We start from the raw sequence: 17,770 nt of genomic DNA, 5'->3' as shown, positions 1-17,770 counted from the left end.
CCAGGACATCATGTGACGGACACCCTCGATGTGACACCGGCGACCGGACCGACGGGCGCGGGCGGCTGGCTCAGCCTCCACTGTTTTCTGCGGTCGGCCCCCGAGGACACCGACGCCTTCCTCCACCGGGATCTGGCGCCGCTGCTCGACGGTCTCGTCGCCCGGGGCGGGGCCACCGGCTGGTTCTTCATCCGCTACGACGAGGGCGGACACCATCTGCGCGTCCGGGTGCGGGAGGCGGCGCCGGACGAGGCGGCGGCGCTGCCGGGGGCGCTGGCGCGCCTGGTGGGACGGCTGGCGGTCGTGGCCGGCGGGCCGGCCCCGGACGGGGAACCGCCGGGGCGGCACGGCGAGGTCCGCCAGGAGCCCTACGTCCCGGAGACCGGGCGGTACGGCGGACCGGCCGCCCTGCCGGTGGCGGAGGAGGTGTTCCTGCTCTCCAGCGGTGTGGCGGTGCGCGCCCTGGCCGGCGCTCCGCGCGGCAGCGCACGGCTCGCCCTCGCCGTCGATCTCGCGCACACCACGGCCCTCGCCCTGGGCATGGACCCGCTGACGGCGGCGCGGTGGCTGCGGCGGCACGCGGCCGGCTGGCGCTGGGCCGAGGAGGTGCCGCTGCTGGCACCCCAGCATGTCCACACCCGGGTCAACCAGGTGTACGCGCTCCAGCGCGAGGCCCTCGCGGGCCGCGCGGATTCGGTGCGGAGCGGGCTCGCCGACGGCACGGCTCCCGGCCCGCTGCTGGAGTGGCACCGGGGGGTCCGGGCCGCCGACGAGGCGGTACGGGCCTGCTCCCCCGCCGTGAACCGTCCCCTGGTGTGGGCCTCCCAGCTCCATATGCTCTTCAACCGGCTCGGCACGGCGCCCGACGAGGAGCGGGCCGTCTGCCTCCTGGCCGCGCGCACCCTTCTCGACGAGGGCGGGGAGACATCGTTCTTCCCGGCCGGGCACCTGTCGCCGGACCGGCGGTATCTGGAGCGGAGCAAGTTCCACATCGGGCGCGAGCAGGACTCGGCCGCCCGCGATCTGCCGCCCGCGCCCGCCGGGACCTCCCCCCGGGCGGAGCCGCTCCGGTCCGCCGGGCGGACCCTCCCCCCGGAGCGGGCCCTCCCCGCCGATCCGCTCCCGGAGACGGGTCTGCGCACGGTGATGGCGGCCCGGGTCTCCCGGCGCGGCGCGCTGACGGGCCCGCTGGACGCGCGGACGCTCGGCACCCTGCTGTGGGGGGCGCACGCCTCCGGGCACACCTCGGTCCACCGGCACGCGGACGGGAGCGAACGGATCATGCGCCACCGCCCCTATCCGAGCCCGGGTGCCCTGTACGCCGCCGGTATCCGGCTGATCGCCCTGGATGTCGAGGGACTGGCCCCGGGCACCTACCACTGTCTGCCGGACCGGCGCTCCCTGCGGTTCATCGGCCCGGCGCCCGCCCGGGACGAGGTCGCCGCCCTCTCCTCGTATCTGTCCCGTCCGCCCGGCGACCCCGACGGCATCGCGCCGGAGGGACTCCCGCTGTTCCTCGGTCTGTACGTGGATCTGGGCCTGCTCCGCCGCCGCTACGGGCTGCGCGCCCTGCGCCTCGGTCTCCTGGAGGCGGGCCATCTGACGCAGTCCCTCCTGCTCGCGGCCACCGCCCTGGACCTCGCCTGCACCCCCCTCGGCGGCTTCCGCGACGACCTCGCGCACGAGGTGTTCGGGCTGGACGATCTGGACCGGCCCCTTCAGTACCTGCTGCCCATGGGCAGGCCGCCGACGGCCGGAATGACGGACACCGGATGACGGACACCGGGTCTCGCGGCTCCGACGCCGCCGAACATCGCCCCCCTCACCCCTGATTCATCCCTTCCATCCGTAATCCACCACTAAGCCCATCTCCATCCCCCTTGGCCGTTTATGCGGTCGCCCGTTTGAGTGGTCGCCCCGACGCGGCGGGGTGAAGGGACGGCGGTGGGGGAGGTGGAGGGGGACAGGGAGGCCGGCTCGTCCGCCGGCCGACCGCAAAGGGACGTGGTGCGGATGCTCGGGACACATGCGGTGGTACTCGGCGGCGGCATGAGCGGGCTGATGGCGGCGCATGTGCTCGCGGGGCATTTCGAGCGGGTGACGCTGGTGGAGCGCGACGAGGGCGGGAGCCTCGATCCGCGGCGGGGCATCCCCCAGGGCTGGCATCCGCATGTTCTGGCGCTGAAGGCCAATGATCTGCTGGAGCGCCTGTTCCCGGGAATCGGCGAGGAGTTCATCGCCGACGGCGGGCTCCGGGTGGGCATGCTGGACCAGCACCGCATCACCTACTACGGCCGCCGTCTGCGTCAGTCGCGGAGCGCCCTGGAGACGGTCTGGGCGAGCAGGCCGTTCCTGGAGGAGGGAATCCGCAAGCGGGTGGACGCCCACGCGCAGGTGTCCACCCGGTTCGGCTGGGAAGCGGTCAGGCCCATCGTCGATTCGCCCGGCCGGGTGTCGGGGGTGACGGTCGCGCGCGCCGACGGCGGGCAGACGGAGGATCTCGCGGCGGACCTGGTGGTGGACGCGACGGGCCGGGCCGGCCGGGCGCGGGCCTGGCTGGCGGAGATGGGGTACAAGGCACCGCCGGAGGACCGGATCGGGGTCAATCTGGGGTACGCGAGCCGACTGGTGGAGTGCGCGCCGGATGTCCTGGGCCACGACCGGGCGATTGTGGTGGGGCCCGAACTGAACCGTCCGCGCGGCTTCTACTTCACCGTCCAGGAGGCGGGACGGTGGACGATGACGGTCTTCGGCTACGGCGACCACCGTCCGAGCACCCAGCCCGAGCGCTTCATGGCCCAGGCGGAGGCCCTGGCCCCCGACGATGTGTGGCGGGCCATCCAGTCCGCGAAGGTCTCCCCCGAGGTGCACTCCTTCCAGGTTCCCAGGACGTTCCGGCGCCGGTACGACCGGCTGTCGCGTTTCCCCGAGGGATTCCTGGTGACCGGCGACGCCCTGGCGGTGCTCAATCCCCTCTACGGCACGGGGATCATGTCCGCCGCGGCGTACGCGCTGATCCTCGACAAGCGTCTGCGCAAGGGTCTCGACGGCATCCACCGGGGCTTCTTCCGGGACGCGGCGCGTGTGGTGGTGGGCCCGTGGTGGTTCTCGGGTCTCTCGGACTCCGCCCTCCCCGGCGTGGGAGGTCTCAGCGTGCCGGGCGCGGGGCTGGCCTCCTGGTATCTGCGCCGCGTGGTGGCGCTCGCGGAGCAGGACGCGGCGGTGGCGGCCGGCTTCGTCCGGATCGCCGGAGCGCTGGACAGTCCGCTGTCACTGGGGCGGCCGGCGGTGCTGGGCAAGGTGTTCCGGTCCCGGTCGAGTTGATCGCGGTGGCGCCGCACGGTGCCCGGCCCGGGCGCCGGGCACCGTGCGGCGCCACCGTCCGGGCCATGGCCGTGGCCGTGGCCGTGGCCGGCGAGCGGGCCGGCGCCCGGGCCGCGGACGTGGTGCGCGGGTCAGGGGGTGAAGCGGCCCAGCTCTCCGCGCAGGCGCTGGGCGCGGAGGACCAGTTCGAGTTCGAAGCGGCGGTCGGGGTCGTCGATCTCGTCGCCCCACAGCTCGCGGATCTGGCGGAGGCGGTAGCGGACGGTCTGGGGGTGGACGCCGAGGCGGCCCGCGACCTCGGGGGCGCCGCCGCGGGTCTCCAGCCAGGCGAGGAGGGTTTCGGCGAGGCGGCGGGCATGGGTCCGGCCGCACTCGGCGAGCGGGGCGAGGGTGCGGCGGGCCAGGTCGTCGATCAGTTCCTCGGGCTGGAGGAGCACCAGCGCCTCGGTGTGCTCGGTGCAGTGCAGCACCTCCCCGGCCGGGAGCAGCCCGCGCTCCATGAGGCGTACCGCGGCCTCGGCCCAGCGCAGTGACTTCGCGGCGTCGACCAGGGGCACCGGTGGCCCGATCGCGCCGGCCCAGCCGGTCATGGCGCGCCGCAGCAGTTCGGGGCGGCCCGCCGCGTCCGGGTCGGGCACGACCATACGGGGCTGTTCGGCCTCCATGTCCAGAAGGACACCCTGGCCCACGGCGGGGGCGACGGCCTGGCGGGCGGGGCGCAGCAGCACCCCGGCCGCGACCCTGGCGGGCAGCGGCCAGCCGATCCGGGCGGCGCGCTCCGCGAGGGCGGCGGCGATCTCGTGCGGGCCGGCGGCGGGGCGGCTGCGGTCCTCCACGAGGAGGAGTTCCATCAGCTCGCGCTGGAGCCGGAGGCGTTCACCGGCCTGCCGGGCGGCGGCCTCGGCATAGCCGCGCACCGACTGGTCGACCAGCCCGTCCAGATACTCGTATCCCGCGTCGACCAGTTCGTACATGGCCGGTGGCGGGATGTCGACGCGCTGGCCGATCTCGGCGAGGCGGCGCCAGGTGAGGCGGACACCGAGGCGGTAGATGGCCTGGAGCGAGTCGAGGCTGCGCCCGCCGATCCCCTCGCCCCGGCCGAAGTCCTGGAAGACCTCGGGGTGGACCCGCGGCCGGTCCTCCGCGGTCTCCAGATGCAGCACGAAGATCTCGATGGCGCGCCGGATGCCGATGAGGGACTTGGGTTCGCCGGAGTCGTCGAGGATGACCGGGACGTGCGGGTACTCGCGGCGGATCTCCCGCAGGATCTCCTCGGCCAGCGCGGGAGCCTCGGCCATGGCGAGCGCCGCGAACCGGCGCACCTGGCTGCGCGGTACGTCGTACCAGGCCGAACGGGCCCCGAGGGGCGGCACGGCGCGGTCCCCGCCGGTGACGGGGGCCGCCGCGCCCGGGGGGCCGAGGGCCGGGGTGGAGGAGGGCACGGTCAGCGCTCCCGGTCGGCCGTCTCGTAGGTGACCAGCGGGGTGTTGGGCTGGTCCGGGGTGGCGTCGAGCAGGGCCACGACACCGAGGGCGGCGCCCACGGCGAGGGCCGCGGCGGCCGCGGCGGTGAGTGCGGCGGCGAGCAGTCTGGGCATGCTGGGGGTCCAGCCTCTCCGGTCGAAAGGTCGTCCCCACCCTGGATGATCCACACGATCCGCGCCAGTGGCCACGGGCCCCTGGTTCGGGCCTCCCGTGGTGGCGCACACCGGCCCCGACCGGCTGGGGCCCAGTGTCGGCAATGCATTGACACCTAGTCAAGGGTGCGCCTACGGTTCCCGGCCCATACCGCGGCTGCACTTTCCCCGCCCGCGCGACTACGTTCCGTCACCTTGTGACCGCGACTCCCCGACCCCGTGTCGAGCCGCCCCGAACCCTCCTGGAGTGCCCGGATGCGACGCACCACCTCACCCGTCCCGCTCGTTCTGCTGGGCGCCGGCACCTTTCTGCTGGTGCTGGCCGCGATGCTCGCCTGGTATGTCGAGCCGCGCGCCCAGCGCACCCCGATCGACACCGATGTGACCACGGTCTTCACTGGTCAGGGAAGCTATTTCGACACCGGCAGGGTCAAGACCGTCGACGAGGCGGAGCTGACCATCACCCGCAAGGTCCGCGGCGACGTGGCCGACAGCGAGGAGAGCGGCCGGGCCATCTGGGACGTGTCCACGAGTGTCGACACGAACGACACCCTGCCCGCGTCCGATCCCCACGACTCGTTCCAGTGGACCGTGGAACGCTGGGTGACCGACCGTGAGACCAACGCCCCCGTGCACTGCTGCGGGGAGAGTCCGCGATTCGACGGCGAGGCGTACCTGAAGTTCCCGTTCAACGTGGAGAAGCGTCCGTACCGCTGGTGGGACAGCACGCTGGGCGCCACCGTGGAGCTCCGGTTCAAGGAGCGGACGAAGGTCCAGGGCCATGAGGGCTATCTGTTCACCGGCACGGTCGACCCGGTCAAAACCGGGACGCGGCAGGTGCCGGGGGTGCTCGTCGGCCGGCCGGAGCGCGGCCAGGTGCTCGCCGAGGAGTGGTACGCCAACCACGGCATCGAGCTGGTCGCGGACCAGCGGACCGGGCGGATTCTCCTCGCGGCGATCGGGCCGAGGAAGACGCTGCGGGCGCCCGGGGCCGACTCCGCCGAGAACGAGGTGGTGCTGCTGGAGAGCGAGCGCATCGCGTTCACCGAGGAGACGCAGAGGAAGCAGGTCGAGCTGGCGAGGGCCGACAACCGCAAGCTCCAGTTGGTGGGGGTGACGGGGCCCGTGGGAGCGGGCGCGCTGGGGCTGCTGCTGGCCGTGGCGGGCTCGGTCATGGTGTTCCGGAGGCGTCCCGAGGACCCCGCCGGGGTCCCGGCTCCGGTCCGGGTGCCGGAACACTCCACCCGGTGATGAGGTACGGCCGGTAACAGGTGCGCAATTTGTCACCTCGGTGAGTAGCCGCGGCGAACCACTGGGCGAAAACTGTCCATCCCACCCACCCGAACACACCATCCGTGCATGACCCCAGCACATCCGAGCGGCCCCGGCACCCTCCGGGGCGGCCCGCATCCGGCCGGACCCCGCCGGAACCGCGCGCGACGGCAGTCGCTCCCCGGCGCGGTTCCGGACCCGGCCACCGCACGAACCACCGCGCCGCCGGCACTCCGTACCGCCGTGCACCTCCCTCGTACCACCGCACGGTTCCGCACCCTGAGACGAGTCGGAGCACCCATGCCCCAGCACGTGCACGCTTCGCTGCGCGCGGCCGGTCCCCGGCCCGCCCAGCCCCCCGCGGCGCCGCCCGCCGAGCCGCGCCGCATTGTGTTCCTCTCCCGTCGCGACCTCGGGAATCCCGCCGCCGGCGGTTCCGAGATCCTGGTCGACCGGCTGGCCGGCGGGCTCACCCGCCTCGGCCATCAGGTCACCCTCGTCTGCGGTGGACCGGCGGCCCGCCGTGACTACCGCGTGGTGTCGGCGGGCGGCGACCTCGGTCACTTCCTGCGGGCCCGCGGTGCCCTGGCCCAGCGGGTCGGCGCGTGCGACCTGCTGGTCGAGGTGTGCAACGGCATGCCCTATCTGACACCGCTGTGGCACAGCGGTCCGACGCTCTGTCTGGTCAACCACGTCCACACGGACCTGTGGGACATGCGCTTCGGCGGCCGTGCCCTCGCGCCCGCCGGGCGGCTGGGGCGCCGGCTGGAGCACTGGGCCCTGAAGGAGGCACAGCGGCGGAATCTGATGGTCGCGGTGTCCCCGTCCACGGCCGGGGCGCTGCGCGGGATCGGAGTCGACCAGGACCGGATACGCGTGGTGCACAACGGTGTCGAGGAGCCCGGGCCCCGGCATCCGCGCTCGCCCCGGCCGCTGTTCGTGGCGCTGGGCCGGCTCGTGGAGTACAAGCGGATCGATCTGCTGCTGCGGCTGTGGGAACGGGTGCGGCCGGTGACCGGCGGCCGGCTCGTCATCGTCGGGGACGGTCCGGAACGGGCCCGGCTGGAGCGGCTCGCGGGCGCCGGTGTGGAGTTCGCGGGCCATGTCACGGAGGCGGAGAAGCACCGGCTGCTCTGCGCCGCCTGGCTGCTGGTGCATCCGTCGGCCGTGGAGGGGTGGGGTCTGGTGGTCACGGAGGCCGCCATCCGGTCGACTCCGGCGGTCGGCTTCGACGTGCCGGGGCTGCGGGACTCGGTGGACGACGGGGTGACCGGGGTGCTGGCCCGGGGCGAGAGTTCGTTCGCCGCCGCCTGGTGCTCGCTGGCGCTCAGCGAGGAGCGCCGGACGGCGATGGGGCGGGCCGCGCGCGAGGCGGCGGCCGGGTACACCTGGGCCAGTACGGTACGGGCGTTCCGCGAGGTCGCCGTGGAGGCGGCCGCCCAGGGCCGGGACCGGGGCCACTCCCCCGGCGGAGACCGGGCCCGCGCCCCGGGCGGGGGCCACTCCCCCGGCGGAGACCGGGCCCGCGCCCCGGGCGGGGGCGGCTCCCCCGGCGGAGACCGGGCCCGTCTGTCCACGGTGCCCGAGCCGGGCGCTCCCCCGCCGGGCGCCGTCCCGCCCCTTCCCACCACCACCGCCGGCCGGCCGGGCGGCCGGCGGACCGAACCCCGGGAGAGTCCGCGACCCGCGCGGACCGCCGCGCGCTCCCGGCGGAAGTGAGGATCGATGCCAGCCCCCGCTCCAGGTGTCCGCGCCACCGCGGGCACCCCCGGTGTCCCGCGGACCGACGGCCGCCGCGCGTCACCGAAAGACCCCTCCTTCCGGCGTTCGCTGGCCCTGTTCCGGGCCTTCATGCGGGAACAGGACGACCCCCGGGCGTGCTACACACTGCTGGCCCGGGACGCCGCCGACCAGGTCGAGGCGTACGGCGGGCCGGTCCGCGGGCGTACCGTCGTCGACATCGGCGGCGGGGGCGGGAACTTCACCGAGGAGTTCCGCCGGCGCGGCGCGCACAGCTTCCTCTTCGAGCCGGACGCGCGGGAGCTGGGGCCGAAGCCGCCCGAGGGGGCGGTCGTCGCGGACGGCTATCTGCTGCCGCTCGCGGACGGTTCGGCCGATGTGTGCTTCTCCTCCAACGTCCTGGAGCATGTGGACGATCCCGAGACCTTCCTCAGTGAGATGATCCGCGTCACCCGCCCCGGCGGCCTGATCTATGTCTCGTTCACCAACTGGCTCTCCCCCTGGGGCGGTCACGAGTGGGCGCCCTGGCACTATCTGGGCGCCGCGAGGGCTCGGGCCCGCTACGAGCGGCGCACCGGCCGTCCCGCCAAGCACGTCCTCGGCGAGAACCTCTTCGCCGTGCACATCGGTCCCACCCTGCGCCAGGTACGGGCCAGGACCGACATCACCGTGGTCCGCGCCCGCTCCCGCTACTGGCCGTTCCTGGCCGCCGCGGTCACCCGGGTGCCCGGCCTGCGTGAGTTCGCTACCTGGAATCTCCTCCTCATTCTTCGGCGGTGTCCATGACCAGTACGGCCCCAGCGGCCCAGGCTCCCCCTCCGGCGGCCGTCCGGACCACCGGCACGGCCCAGGACCCTCCCGAGGGGCCACGGTCGCGGCGATGGCTCCTGGCGTTCTGGGCCGTGGTGTTCGTGCTCTTCCTGGCGGTGTCGCCGGGGCGCATGACGTTCGAGACCAAGCTCGGTGTCACCACCGATCCCTGGCGGTTCATGGCCGACCTCGGGACGCTGTGGCGGGACACCGGCGGTTTCGGCGGGCTCACCAACCAGTACATCGGGTACGCGTTCCCGATGCTGCCCTTCCACGGCCTCGCCGATCTGCTCCAGGTGCCGGTGTGGCTGGCGGAGCGGCTGTGGCTTTCGCTGGTGGTGACCACCGCGTTCTGGGGGGCGCTGCGGCTGGCCGAGCGCCTGGCCGTCGGCACCCGTTCGACACGGCTGCTCGGCGCGGTGGCGTACGCGCTGTGGCCGACGTTCACCATCGTCGTCGGCTCCACTTCGGCCGCCGCCCTGCCCGGCGCGCTGCTGCCGTGGGTGCTGCTGCCGCTCACCGACGACCGGTACAGCGCGCGGGTCGCGGCGCTGCGCTCCGCCCTGCTGATCCCCTTCATGGGCGGGGTCAACGCGGCGTCCACCCTGGCGTCCCTGCTGCCGGTGGGGCTGTATCTGCTGTCCCGGCCGAACGGTCCGCGGAAGCTGAGGCTCATTCTGTGGTGGGTGCCGGGGGTCCTGCTGGCGACGCTGTGGTGGGTGATCCCGCTGCTGCTCCTCGCCGTGTACGGGGAGAACTTCCTTCCGTACATCGAGACATCCCAGGTCACCACGGACACGATGGCGGCGACGGAGACCCTGCGGGGCGCCGGCAACTGGGTGGCGTATCTGAACTTCGGTGAGGCGTGGCTGCCCGCCGGGTGGAGTGTCGCGGCGTCGGTCCCGGTCGTCGTGGGTTCGGCGCTGGCCGCCGCGCTGGGGCTCGCCGGGCTCGCCCGGCGGGATCTGCCCGAGCGCCGCTGGCTGGTGCTGACCGTGCTGACGGTCGCGCTGCTCACCCTCGCCGGGTACGCGGGGAAGTTCGGCGCGCCGTTCGCGGGGCCCGTGCGGGATCTGCTGGACGGGCCGCTGGTGCCGTTCCGGAACATCTACAAGTTCCAGCCGGGTCTCGCGCTCGCGCTGGTGCTCGGGCTCGTCCATCTCACCGCCGTCGCGGTGCGGGAGCGCGGGGCGCGGCCGGGGCACGGGGTGCGGTGGGGCCGGCGGTACGCCCCGCTGATCGCGGCGCTGCTGGTGCTGCCCGGGCTCGCCCTGCCGTATGTCAACGGCGCCATTCTCCAGCCGGGTTCGTTCACCAGGCTGCCCACGCACTGGGAGTCCACGGCCGACTGGCTGGAGGAGCACTCGCCGGACAGCCGGGCCCTGGTGGTCCCGGCGACCGCGCACGGCATCTACACCTGGGGCTCGCCCATCGACCAGCCCCTCGACGTGCTCGCCGACTCCCCCTGGGCCCAGCGCGACTATGTGCCGTTCGGTACGGCCGGCAACCGGCGCGCCCTGGACGCCGTGGAGCAGGCCCTCCTCACCGGCGCCGCGATACCGGGGCTGCGGGACTATCTGGGCCGGGCGGGGCTGCACTATGTGGTGGTCCGCAACGACCTGGACCCGGACCAGATCGGCTATGTGCCGACCCCGACCGTGAAGCGGGCGCTGGAGCAGTCCGGCTACCAGCGGGTCAAGGGCATCGGTCCCGTCATGACCGGGGGGCGGATCGCGGACGACACCCCCCTCCAGGTCGAGGGGCTGTACCCGAGGCAGCGGGCGGTGGAGATCTTCGCGCCGGGCGGGGGCACCCCGCCGCCCGGCCGGGCCGCGATCCACGCCGCCGCCGACACCGCCGTGGTCTCCGGCGGACCGGAGTCGCTGCTGCCGCTCGCCGCCGACCCGGCGCTGCGCGGCCGGCCCGCCGTGCTGACCGGGGACGAGCACCCCGGCGTCGACCGGCCGGCGCTCCAGGTCACCGGTGACGGGCTGCGGCGCGCCGACACCCGGTTCGGCCTGGTGAACACCAACACCTCGTACACGTACACCGAGGACGAGCGCAATCATCCCGACAGCGCGCAGGCAGCCGGGGAGGCGCCGCACCAGATCCTGCCGACGAAGGGCATCGAGCGACAGACGGTGGCCGAGCTGCGCGGGGCGCGCGAGGTGACGGCGTCCTCCAGCGGCAACTGGCTGTTCCACCTCCCGCAGTACGATCCGGTGAACGCCTTCGACGGCGACCCCGGCACGGCGTGGGCCGAGGGAGCGCACGACAGCGCGAAGGGGCAGTGGCTGCGGATCGCGTTCGACGGGAAGAAGCGGATGCCGTCGTCGCTGGAGGTGACCCCGCTCCCCCAGGACGGGGTGCGGTCCGCCGCGACGCGGGTGAAGGTGGAGACCGAGCGGGGCAGCGCGGTCAGTCCGCTGGCGACCGGCGGGAAGACCCAGGAGATCACGTCGCCGGCGGGTGGGACGAGGTGGCTGAAGCTCACCATCCTGGACGTGGAGACCGGGCGGCCCGGGCTGATCGGTGCCGGGTTCTCCGAGATCTCGATTCCCGGTGTCACGGTGACCCGGATGCTGAAGCTGCCCGCTGACGGAGCGGGTTCGGACGCGGCGGCCGACTTGGTGTCGCTGCACCGGTCGGCCGACCCGGGCGGGCTCTCCCCGGCCGGCACGGAGTCGGGGCTGCACCGCTCCTTCGCCACCGACACGGCCGGAGCGCGGAACATCGAGGTCAGCGCGGTGCCGGTGCCCGGCGCCGAGCTGGACCGGCTGCTGTACCGGGTGGCGCCCGAGCAGGCGGGGCGGATCGTCGCCACAGCCGGCTCCACGGCCAGGCTCGGCGCCGGGCTGTCGGCACGGAATCTGACCGACGGCGATCTGACGACCGCCTGGATCGCGGGGAACAAGCCGGTGATCCATCTGAGCTGGTCCGGCCGGAAGTCCGTGGACTCGCTGGTGCTGGCCGGCGCGGGCGGGCTCTCGGCCCGGCCCACGAAGATCGAGATCAGCTCCCCGCACGGCGCCGCGATCGCGGACGTCGACGACAACGGCTGGGCCCGCTTCGAGCCGATCACCACGGACCGGCTCGACATCACCGTCACCAGGACCGCGCCGGTGACCCTGCACAACCCGCTCGCCGGCGACGATCTCCAGCTCCCCGTGGGCCTCACGGAGCTGCATGTCCCGGCGCTCGCGGACCATCGCACGAAGCAGCCGGCCGGGGACCGTCCGTTCACCCTGAAGTGCGGCGAGGGCCCGGACCTGGCCATCGACGGAACCCTGCACGCGACCGGCGCCAAGGGCACCGTCAGGGACCTGGTCGAGCGGCGTCCCGTCGAGGTGACGCTCTGCCAGCGGGGCAAGGAGCGGCCGACGATGGACCTCGGCGCGGGCACCCATGTGGTGGAGGCCGGGGACGCGGGTCCGCTGGCGATCACCGGGGTGACCCTCACCCGGGGCGAACCGGCGGCGGCAGCCTCCGGCAGCCGCCGGCTCACCGTCGGCGACTGGTCCCCCGACCGCCGTGAGGTGACAGTCGGCCCGGGTGCCACCGCGTATCTGACGACGTACGAGAACGTCAACGACGGCTGGAAGGCCACGCTGAACGGCGAGGAGCTGTCGCCGCTCAGGCTCGACGGCTGGCAGCAGGGCTTCGAGATCCCGGAGGGCGAGGGCGGCGTGGTCAAGCTGTCGTACGAACCCTCCCGGGTGTACGGCATCGGGCTGATCGCCGGTGGTCTCGCCCTGCTGGCGCTGATCGGCCTGACGCTGTTCCGCAGGCGCGAGGAGAACCCCGAGCACGCGGACGGGACCGCCCCGGCGGTGCCGAACGGGCCCGGGGCGGTCCTCGGGGTGGTGGCGCTGACCCTGGTGGCCGTGGTGGTCGCGGGCTGGCTCGCGCTGCTGGTCCCGGCGCTCGCGCTGGTCGCTCTCCGGCGTCACGCGCTGCTGGTGCCGATCGCGTTCGCCGCGATGGCGGGGGCGGGGATCGCCGCGGCCACCGGGGCCGGGGAGGCTCCGGCCGCCGGGGAGGGGGCGTTCGGGTACACGGCCCAGCTCCTGGCGTTCATCGCGCTGTTCGCCGCCCTGGTGACGGTGACGGGGTCCGCACGGCGCGGCGGGCGGATACGGACGGTCGCGTCCGGCCCCGGGTCCGAAGCCGGTGCCGGGTCCGATGCGGGGTCCGATGCCGATGCGGGTGCCGGGTCCGAAGCCGGTGCCGGGTCCGATGCGGGGTCCGATGCGGGTGCCGGGTCCGGTGCCGGGCGGGGCTTCCGGTTCCGCTTCGGGGCGGGCCGGGGCAGGGCGTCCGGCCCGGACACCCGGCAGACCGCCGGGCCCCCGGCGGACGCCGCCGCTCCCGCGCGCCCGGCGGGTCCCGCGGCTCCCGGCGCCCCCGGAGGTGGCGGGCGGTGACCGCTGTGGATGGTCCCGCGCGCCCGGTGCGGGCCGGGCGGCCCGCCCTCGTGCCGTTCCCCGTGGTCGACGAGATCACCCGGCACTGTCTCCGGGAGGAGGAGCCCGAGACCATCCACATCGAGATCCGGCTGCCGGGGCGGCCCGACCCGGCGCGGCTGCGGCGGGCGTTCACCGGGGCGCTGGACCGCCACCCCCGCGCCCAGGTGCGGCAGACACCGGGCCCCTGGTACCGGCGCCGCTACTTCTGGGAGCCGACCGGGGAGCCGGAGCCGGGCCTGGAGGTGGTGACGGCTCCGGCGCCGGGGCCCTCGGCGCTGGAGCGGGCCAGGGAACGCTGTCTGGCCTCGGCTCCCCCGCTGTCGGTGTCCCCGCCCGTCCGCCTCGACATCGTCGCGGACCCCGAACGGCCGGGCGGTACGGCCCTGTTCCTCACCGCCAACCACACCGCGCTGGACGCCCCCGCGTGTCTGCGGGTCCTGGCCACGGCCGCCGAGCTGTACGGCGGCCGGGACAGCACCCCGGCGGCGCCCCCGGTCCGTACCGCCCCCGGCGGCCGGGGCGCGCCGGCGGCGGGGCCGTCCCCGTGGACACCGTCGGCCCGGGTGGCGCGCGGCACCCCGTCCGGCCCTCCGGGCAATGGCGTGCTGGTGGCCGGCCTGGCCGTACCGCGCCGCCCGCCGGGCGCCGCGTACACCGTGAACGACCAGCTCATGGTCGCCACCGCGCTGATGATCGCGCGGTGGAACCGGGAGCGCGGCGCCCCGCCGCGCCCGGTGCGGATCACGATGCCGGTGGACGACCGGCCGCGCGGCCCCGGCATGCCCATCGGGAACGGCACCCGGCTCGTCGACGTCCCCTTCACCGTGGCCGAACTGGCGTCCGGCGCGCGGGGCGCCGTCACCGGGGACGCGGAGGCCATGGGTGCGCTGCTGCGCCGGACCGCCGACCGCACCCGCGCCCTCAAGTCCGTGCCCCGGCCGCAGCTCGGGCACGGGGCGGCCCTGCTGACGGCACCGGTGGTGCCGGTGGCATGGCGGGCCGCCGCGGTCCGCGGTCTGCGGCGGGCGGCCGGCCCGTGGTCGTCGACGGCGCTGCTGAGCAATATCGGACGTGTTCCCTACGCCCTGGACTTCGGCGACGCGGGCCGCGCGGACGCCGTGTGGTTCTCCGCGCCCGCGCGGATGCCCCGGGGGCTCAGTGTGACGACGGCGTCCACCGCCGGGCGGCTGCATCTCGCGCTGCGCTGGTCGAGGACGCTGCTCGCCCGGCGGGACGGGGCGAGGCTGCTGGAGCTGTTCGAGCGGTGTCTGGCCGCGACGGAGACCGCCCCGGCCGGGAACGGCGGGGCGGCGGAAGGGGGTACGGGATGACGGCGACCGCCCGGTCGAGCGCGGACCCGAGCGCGGACCCGAGCACGGACCCGGACACGGGCCCGGGGGCGGACACGGACACCCGGCCCCCGGGCGCGGGCGGCGGTGACGCGCCCCGGGGGCTCCGGGAGTTCTACGAGAATCCCGCCGTGCCCGTCGCGTCCGGGGACGCCCGCACACTGCGGCAGGCCCGGATGCTCGCCGCCGCGCTCGGCCCCGCCGCCGCGCGGCCCGCCGTCGTCCTCGACGTCGGCTGCGGTGACGGCACGGCGGCGGCCACGGCGGCGCCACTGCTCGCCGGACACCGGATCGTCGGCGTGGACTGGTCGCAGGACGCCCTGCGCCGGGCGCGGGCCCGGCTCCCCGATGTGGTGCGCGGCGAACTCGGCACCGGGCGGCTGCCGTTCCGGTCCGGTGCGGTGGACGCCGTGCTGTTCAGCGAGGTCATCGAGCATCTGGTGGACCCGGACAGCGCGCTGGACGAGCTGCGGCGCGTACTGCGCCCCGGCGGTCATCTGATGCTGTCCACCCCGAACCTGGCCGCCTGGTACAACCGGGCCCTGCTGCTCGCCGGGGTCCAGCCCGTCTTCTCCGAGGTCAGTCTGCGCGGTATCCACGGCCGTCCCGGCAGCGAGGTCGTCGGCCATCTGCGGCTCTGCACGGCCCGCGCGCTGCGGGAGCTCGTGGCCGCGTCCGGCTTCGAGGTGGTCCGGGTGGCGGGGGCGCCCTTCCACGGGGTGCCGCGCCCGATGCGGCCCCTGGACCGGCTGGCGTGCGCGGCCCCCTCGCTCTCCTCGATCCTGCTGCTGCACGCGCGGAGGAGGTAGGACGTGCGGTGCGGGAGCCCCCGGCCGCGAGCCGCACCCGGGCAGGGCCGCACCCGCCCGCCTCACATGACCGATCCGCCCGCCGTCCGCCGCCGGTCACGCATCGCCCCCGACCAGAACCGCCCAGGAGCCGACCGCCCATGAACCCCGATGACCCGCTGCTGCGCATCCTCGTCTGCCCGCTCGACAAGGGCCCGCTGCGGCTCGTGCGGTCCGGCGCCGCCCCGGCCGCCGACCCCGCCGACCCCTCCGGCTACGGCTCCGGGGACGCGCTCTACAACCCCCGGCTGCGGCGGCTGTACCCCATCGTGGACGGTGTCCCGAGGTTGCTGCCGGCCTCCGGGGCGCCGGTGTCCGACGAGGAGCACGAGCGGCTGACCCGGTAGGCGGGCGCGCCGCGCCGCCCCCGGCGCGCCGGGGGCCGGGACCGGTGGGGCTGGTTCACCGCAGGGCGTCGTTGGTGCGGGCGGTCCGGATCACCAGGGCGGCGAGCAGGGCGCAGGCGCCGCAGAGCCACAGCACGCTCCGGAAGGAGAGGGTGTCCACGATGACGCCGCCGGCCAGCGCGCCGAGGCCGATCGACAGATTGAACACCGCCACCCACAGCGAGGAGGCCGCCTCCACCGCCTGCGGGGCGGACTTGATCATCCAGGTCTGGAGGCCGACGGACACACCGCCGTAGGCCAGGCCCCAGACGGCCAGCAGAAGGGCGCCGCCGACCCCGGTCCTCCCCAGCAGCAGGAAGAGCGGCATCGCGACCGCCAGGGCCACGGACGTGATCAGCACGCTCCGGTACACCTGGCGGGAGAGCGCCGCGCCCGCGGCGAAGTTGCCGATCATCCCGGCCACACCGAACCCGAAGAGCAGCGGACCGACGTAGCGCTCGTCGATCCCCGACAGCCTCTGGAGCACCGGGCTGACGAAGGTGTAGGCGGCGAAGTGGCCGAACACGATGAGCACCGTCGCGATGATGCCGACGCGCACACCCGGGTTGCGGAACTGTTCCATCAGCAGCCCCGGCCGGATCGCCCGGGAGGAGGCCAGCCCCGGCAGCACCGCCAGCAGGGCGGCCAGGGTGACCAGTGCCAGAGCGCTCAGCGAGGCGAAGGCGACGCGCCAGCCGGTGAGATCACCGAGCAGGGTGCCGAGCGGGACGCCGAACACATTCGCCGCTCCGACGCCGCCGAAGATGACCGCCGTGGCCCGGGGCACGTCCTTGGGGGCGACGAGCCGGACGGCCAGGCCGCTGGCGACCGCCCAGAAGCCGCCGATCGCGACACCGACCAGCACCCGGGAGCCCACCAGCACGGCGTAGTTCGGCGCCAGGGCGGTGACCAGGTTGGAGACGGTCATCAGGGTCATCAGTCCGAGCAGCAGGAGGCGCCGGTCCATCGACCCGACGAGCATCGGCACCAGCGGCGCGGATAACGCGGCGACGATGCTGGGCACCGTCACCATCAGCCCCGCCGTCCCCTCGGAGACCGACAGCGCGGACCCCACGGAGGTCAGCAGACCGATCGGCAGCTGCTCGGCGGTCACCAGCAGGAAGGTGCCCAGAGCCACCGCGGAGACCGCCGTCCAGCGGCTCCTCTCCGGGATCTGCGGTCCCCGCGTCCGGGCGGGGGTCTGTTCTGCGGTCGTCAACGGAGTCTCCCTCAGCCATTCGGGAGCGATCGCTCCCATACTGAGGACGGTAGTATGGGAGCGATCGCTCCGCAAGGTGGGAAGGGTGAACACATGGCACGCCCGAGGAAGTTCGACGAGACGGAAGCGGTCACCTCGGCGACCGGACTGTTCTGGCGGCGCGGCTACCACGCCACCTCGGTGCGCGACCTGGGCGACCGGCTCGGGCTCACGCCCAGCAGCCTCTACCGGACGTTCACCGACAAGCACACCCTGTTCCTGCGGGCGCTGGACCACTACCGGGCCACCGAATCGGCCCGGGCCCGGCAGCGGCTGGACGTGTCGGACCGCCCGGTCCGGGAGGTGCTCGGGGAGTGGATGCTGTGGCTGGTCACCTGCCCGCCCGGCGGAGAGTCCGGCCTCGGCTGCCTCGTGGTCAACACCGCCACCGAGCTGGGCACCACCGACGAGACGGCCCGTCAGCGGACCGAGGCCGCGTTCGAGGTCACGCGGCAGGCGCTGCGCTCGGCACTGGCCGAGGGCCGCGACCGGGGCGAACTCTCCGACGGCCTCGACATCGACGGCGCCGTCGAGCTGCTCTTCACCACGGTGCTCGGCCTGCGGGTACGGGAGCGGGCCGGCCACGCGCCCGAGCACCTGGCCACCGCGATCGACCGGGCGCTCCTGACCCTGGGCCCGGCGCCGGCCGGACCCGCCTGAGGAGACCGGCGCCGGCCGATC

12 protein-coding genes and 1 pseudogene are annotated in these 17,770 nt (G+C 74.7%); 10 read left to right on the top strand and 3 right to left on the bottom strand.

All coding sequences use genetic code 11. The annotated features are described in order from the left end of the window. Positions 1-12: 12 nt before the first annotated feature. Positions 13-1,776 carry a thiopeptide-type bacteriocin biosynthesis protein gene (locus ACWCRA_RS02530; protein WP_451066682.1) on the top strand — a complete coding sequence of 588 codons (1,764 nt, stop codon included), beginning with the start codon at positions 13-15 and terminating at the stop codon, positions 1,774-1,776. Positions 1,777-2,013: 237 nt separating this feature from the next. After that, positions 2,014-3,324 carry an FAD-dependent monooxygenase gene (locus tag ACWCRA_RS02525; RefSeq protein WP_351548315.1) on the top strand — a complete coding sequence of 437 codons (1,311 nt, stop codon included), beginning with the start codon at positions 2,014-2,016 and terminating at the stop codon, positions 3,322-3,324. A 131-nt stretch (positions 3,325-3,455) separates the two neighbouring features. Here the strand turns inward: ACWCRA_RS02525 and ACWCRA_RS02520 are convergent, their stop codons facing one another. After that, positions 3,456-4,697, bottom strand: coding sequence for a helix-turn-helix domain-containing protein (locus ACWCRA_RS02520; RefSeq protein WP_351548435.1), 1,242 nt, complete (start codon positions 4,695-4,697; stop codon positions 3,456-3,458). Between the two features lie 71 nt (positions 4,698-4,768). Then, positions 4,769-4,921 (bottom strand): hypothetical protein, encoded by a 153-nt coding sequence (locus ACWCRA_RS02515; protein WP_351548312.1) that lies wholly within the window; start codon positions 4,919-4,921, stop codon positions 4,769-4,771. Positions 4,922-5,215: 294 nt separating this feature from the next. Here ACWCRA_RS02515 and ACWCRA_RS02510 point away from each other — a divergent pair, with 294 nt between their 5' ends. From ACWCRA_RS02510 to ACWCRA_RS02480, 7 genes and pseudogenes are all read left to right on the top strand, one after another. Further along, positions 5,216-6,211 (top strand): DUF3068 domain-containing protein, encoded by a 996-nt coding sequence (locus ACWCRA_RS02510; protein ID WP_351548309.1) that lies wholly within the window; start codon positions 5,216-5,218, stop codon positions 6,209-6,211. 321 nt (positions 6,212-6,532) lie between these two features. Beyond that, positions 6,533-7,699 (top strand): annotated as a pseudogene (locus ACWCRA_RS02505) (glycosyltransferase family 4 protein); the annotation flags it as partial. 258 nt (positions 7,700-7,957) lie between these two features. Then, positions 7,958-8,758: a class I SAM-dependent methyltransferase gene (locus ACWCRA_RS02500; RefSeq protein ID WP_351548307.1), complete on the top strand. Its 801-nt coding sequence runs from the start codon at positions 7,958-7,960 to the stop codon at positions 8,756-8,758. Next, the gene (locus ACWCRA_RS02495; RefSeq protein ID WP_451066767.1) at positions 8,755-13,206 is read left to right on the top strand and encodes an alpha-(1->3)-arabinofuranosyltransferase domain-containing protein; all 4,452 of its coding nucleotides are present in this window, start codon (positions 8,755-8,757) and stop codon (positions 13,204-13,206) included. The genes ACWCRA_RS02500 and ACWCRA_RS02495 overlap by 4 nt, the downstream gene beginning before the upstream one ends. After that, positions 13,203-14,579, top strand: coding sequence for a condensation protein (locus tag ACWCRA_RS02490; RefSeq protein WP_451066681.1), 1,377 nt, complete (start codon positions 13,203-13,205; stop codon positions 14,577-14,579). The genes ACWCRA_RS02495 and ACWCRA_RS02490 overlap by 4 nt, the downstream gene beginning before the upstream one ends. Then, a complete protein-coding gene (locus ACWCRA_RS02485) occupies positions 14,576-15,406 on the top strand; it encodes a class I SAM-dependent methyltransferase (RefSeq protein ID WP_451066680.1) in 831 nt (276 codons plus the stop codon). The genes ACWCRA_RS02490 and ACWCRA_RS02485 overlap by 4 nt, the downstream gene beginning before the upstream one ends. A 140-nt stretch (positions 15,407-15,546) precedes the next feature. Then, positions 15,547-15,792, top strand: coding sequence for a Trm112 family protein (locus tag ACWCRA_RS02480; protein ID WP_351548299.1), 246 nt, complete (start codon positions 15,547-15,549; stop codon positions 15,790-15,792). Between the two features lie 55 nt (positions 15,793-15,847). On the opposite strand, the gene ACWCRA_RS02475 is transcribed toward ACWCRA_RS02480, so the two are convergent. Further along, complete coding sequence (locus tag ACWCRA_RS02475; protein ID WP_451066679.1) at positions 15,848-17,050, bottom strand: MFS transporter; 1,203 nt, start codon at positions 17,048-17,050, stop codon at positions 15,848-15,850. Between the two features lie 93 nt (positions 17,051-17,143). Between ACWCRA_RS02475 and ACWCRA_RS02470 the strand changes: the two genes are divergently transcribed. Next, on the top strand, positions 17,144-17,749 hold the full coding sequence (locus tag ACWCRA_RS02470) for a TetR/AcrR family transcriptional regulator (RefSeq protein ID WP_351548293.1): 606 nt from the start codon (positions 17,144-17,146) through the stop codon (positions 17,747-17,749). Positions 17,750-17,770 lie beyond the last annotated feature (21 nt).

It is taken from the genome of Streptomyces sp. NPDC001889, from assembly GCF_053594535.1.
The sequence above is the reverse complement of the archived record's forward strand: the minus strand, read 5'-3'. Positions and strand labels throughout refer to the sequence as shown.

Excerpts from the sequence above, each read along its gene's own strand:
- ACWCRA_RS02525 (WP_351548315.1), top strand. The coding sequence starts at position 2,014 with ATGCTCGGGACACATGCGGTGGTACTCGGCGGCGGCATGAGCGGGCTG.
- ACWCRA_RS02515 (WP_351548312.1), bottom strand. The coding sequence starts at position 4,921 with ATGCCCAGACTGCTCGCCGCCGCACTCACCGCCGCGGCCGCCGCGGCC.
- ACWCRA_RS02510 (WP_351548309.1), top strand. The coding sequence starts at position 5,216 with ATGCGACGCACCACCTCACCCGTCCCGCTCGTTCTGCTGGGCGCCGGC.
- ACWCRA_RS02500 (WP_351548307.1), top strand. The coding sequence starts at position 7,958 with ATGCCAGCCCCCGCTCCAGGTGTCCGCGCCACCGCGGGCACCCCCGGT.
- ACWCRA_RS02495 (WP_451066767.1), top strand. The coding sequence starts at position 8,755 with ATGACCAGTACGGCCCCAGCGGCCCAGGCTCCCCCTCCGGCGGCCGTC.
- ACWCRA_RS02485 (WP_451066680.1), top strand. The coding sequence starts at position 14,576 with ATGACGGCGACCGCCCGGTCGAGCGCGGACCCGAGCGCGGACCCGAGC.
- ACWCRA_RS02480 (WP_351548299.1), top strand. The coding sequence starts at position 15,547 with ATGAACCCCGATGACCCGCTGCTGCGCATCCTCGTCTGCCCGCTCGAC.
- ACWCRA_RS02470 (WP_351548293.1), top strand. The coding sequence starts at position 17,144 with ATGGCACGCCCGAGGAAGTTCGACGAGACGGAAGCGGTCACCTCGGCG.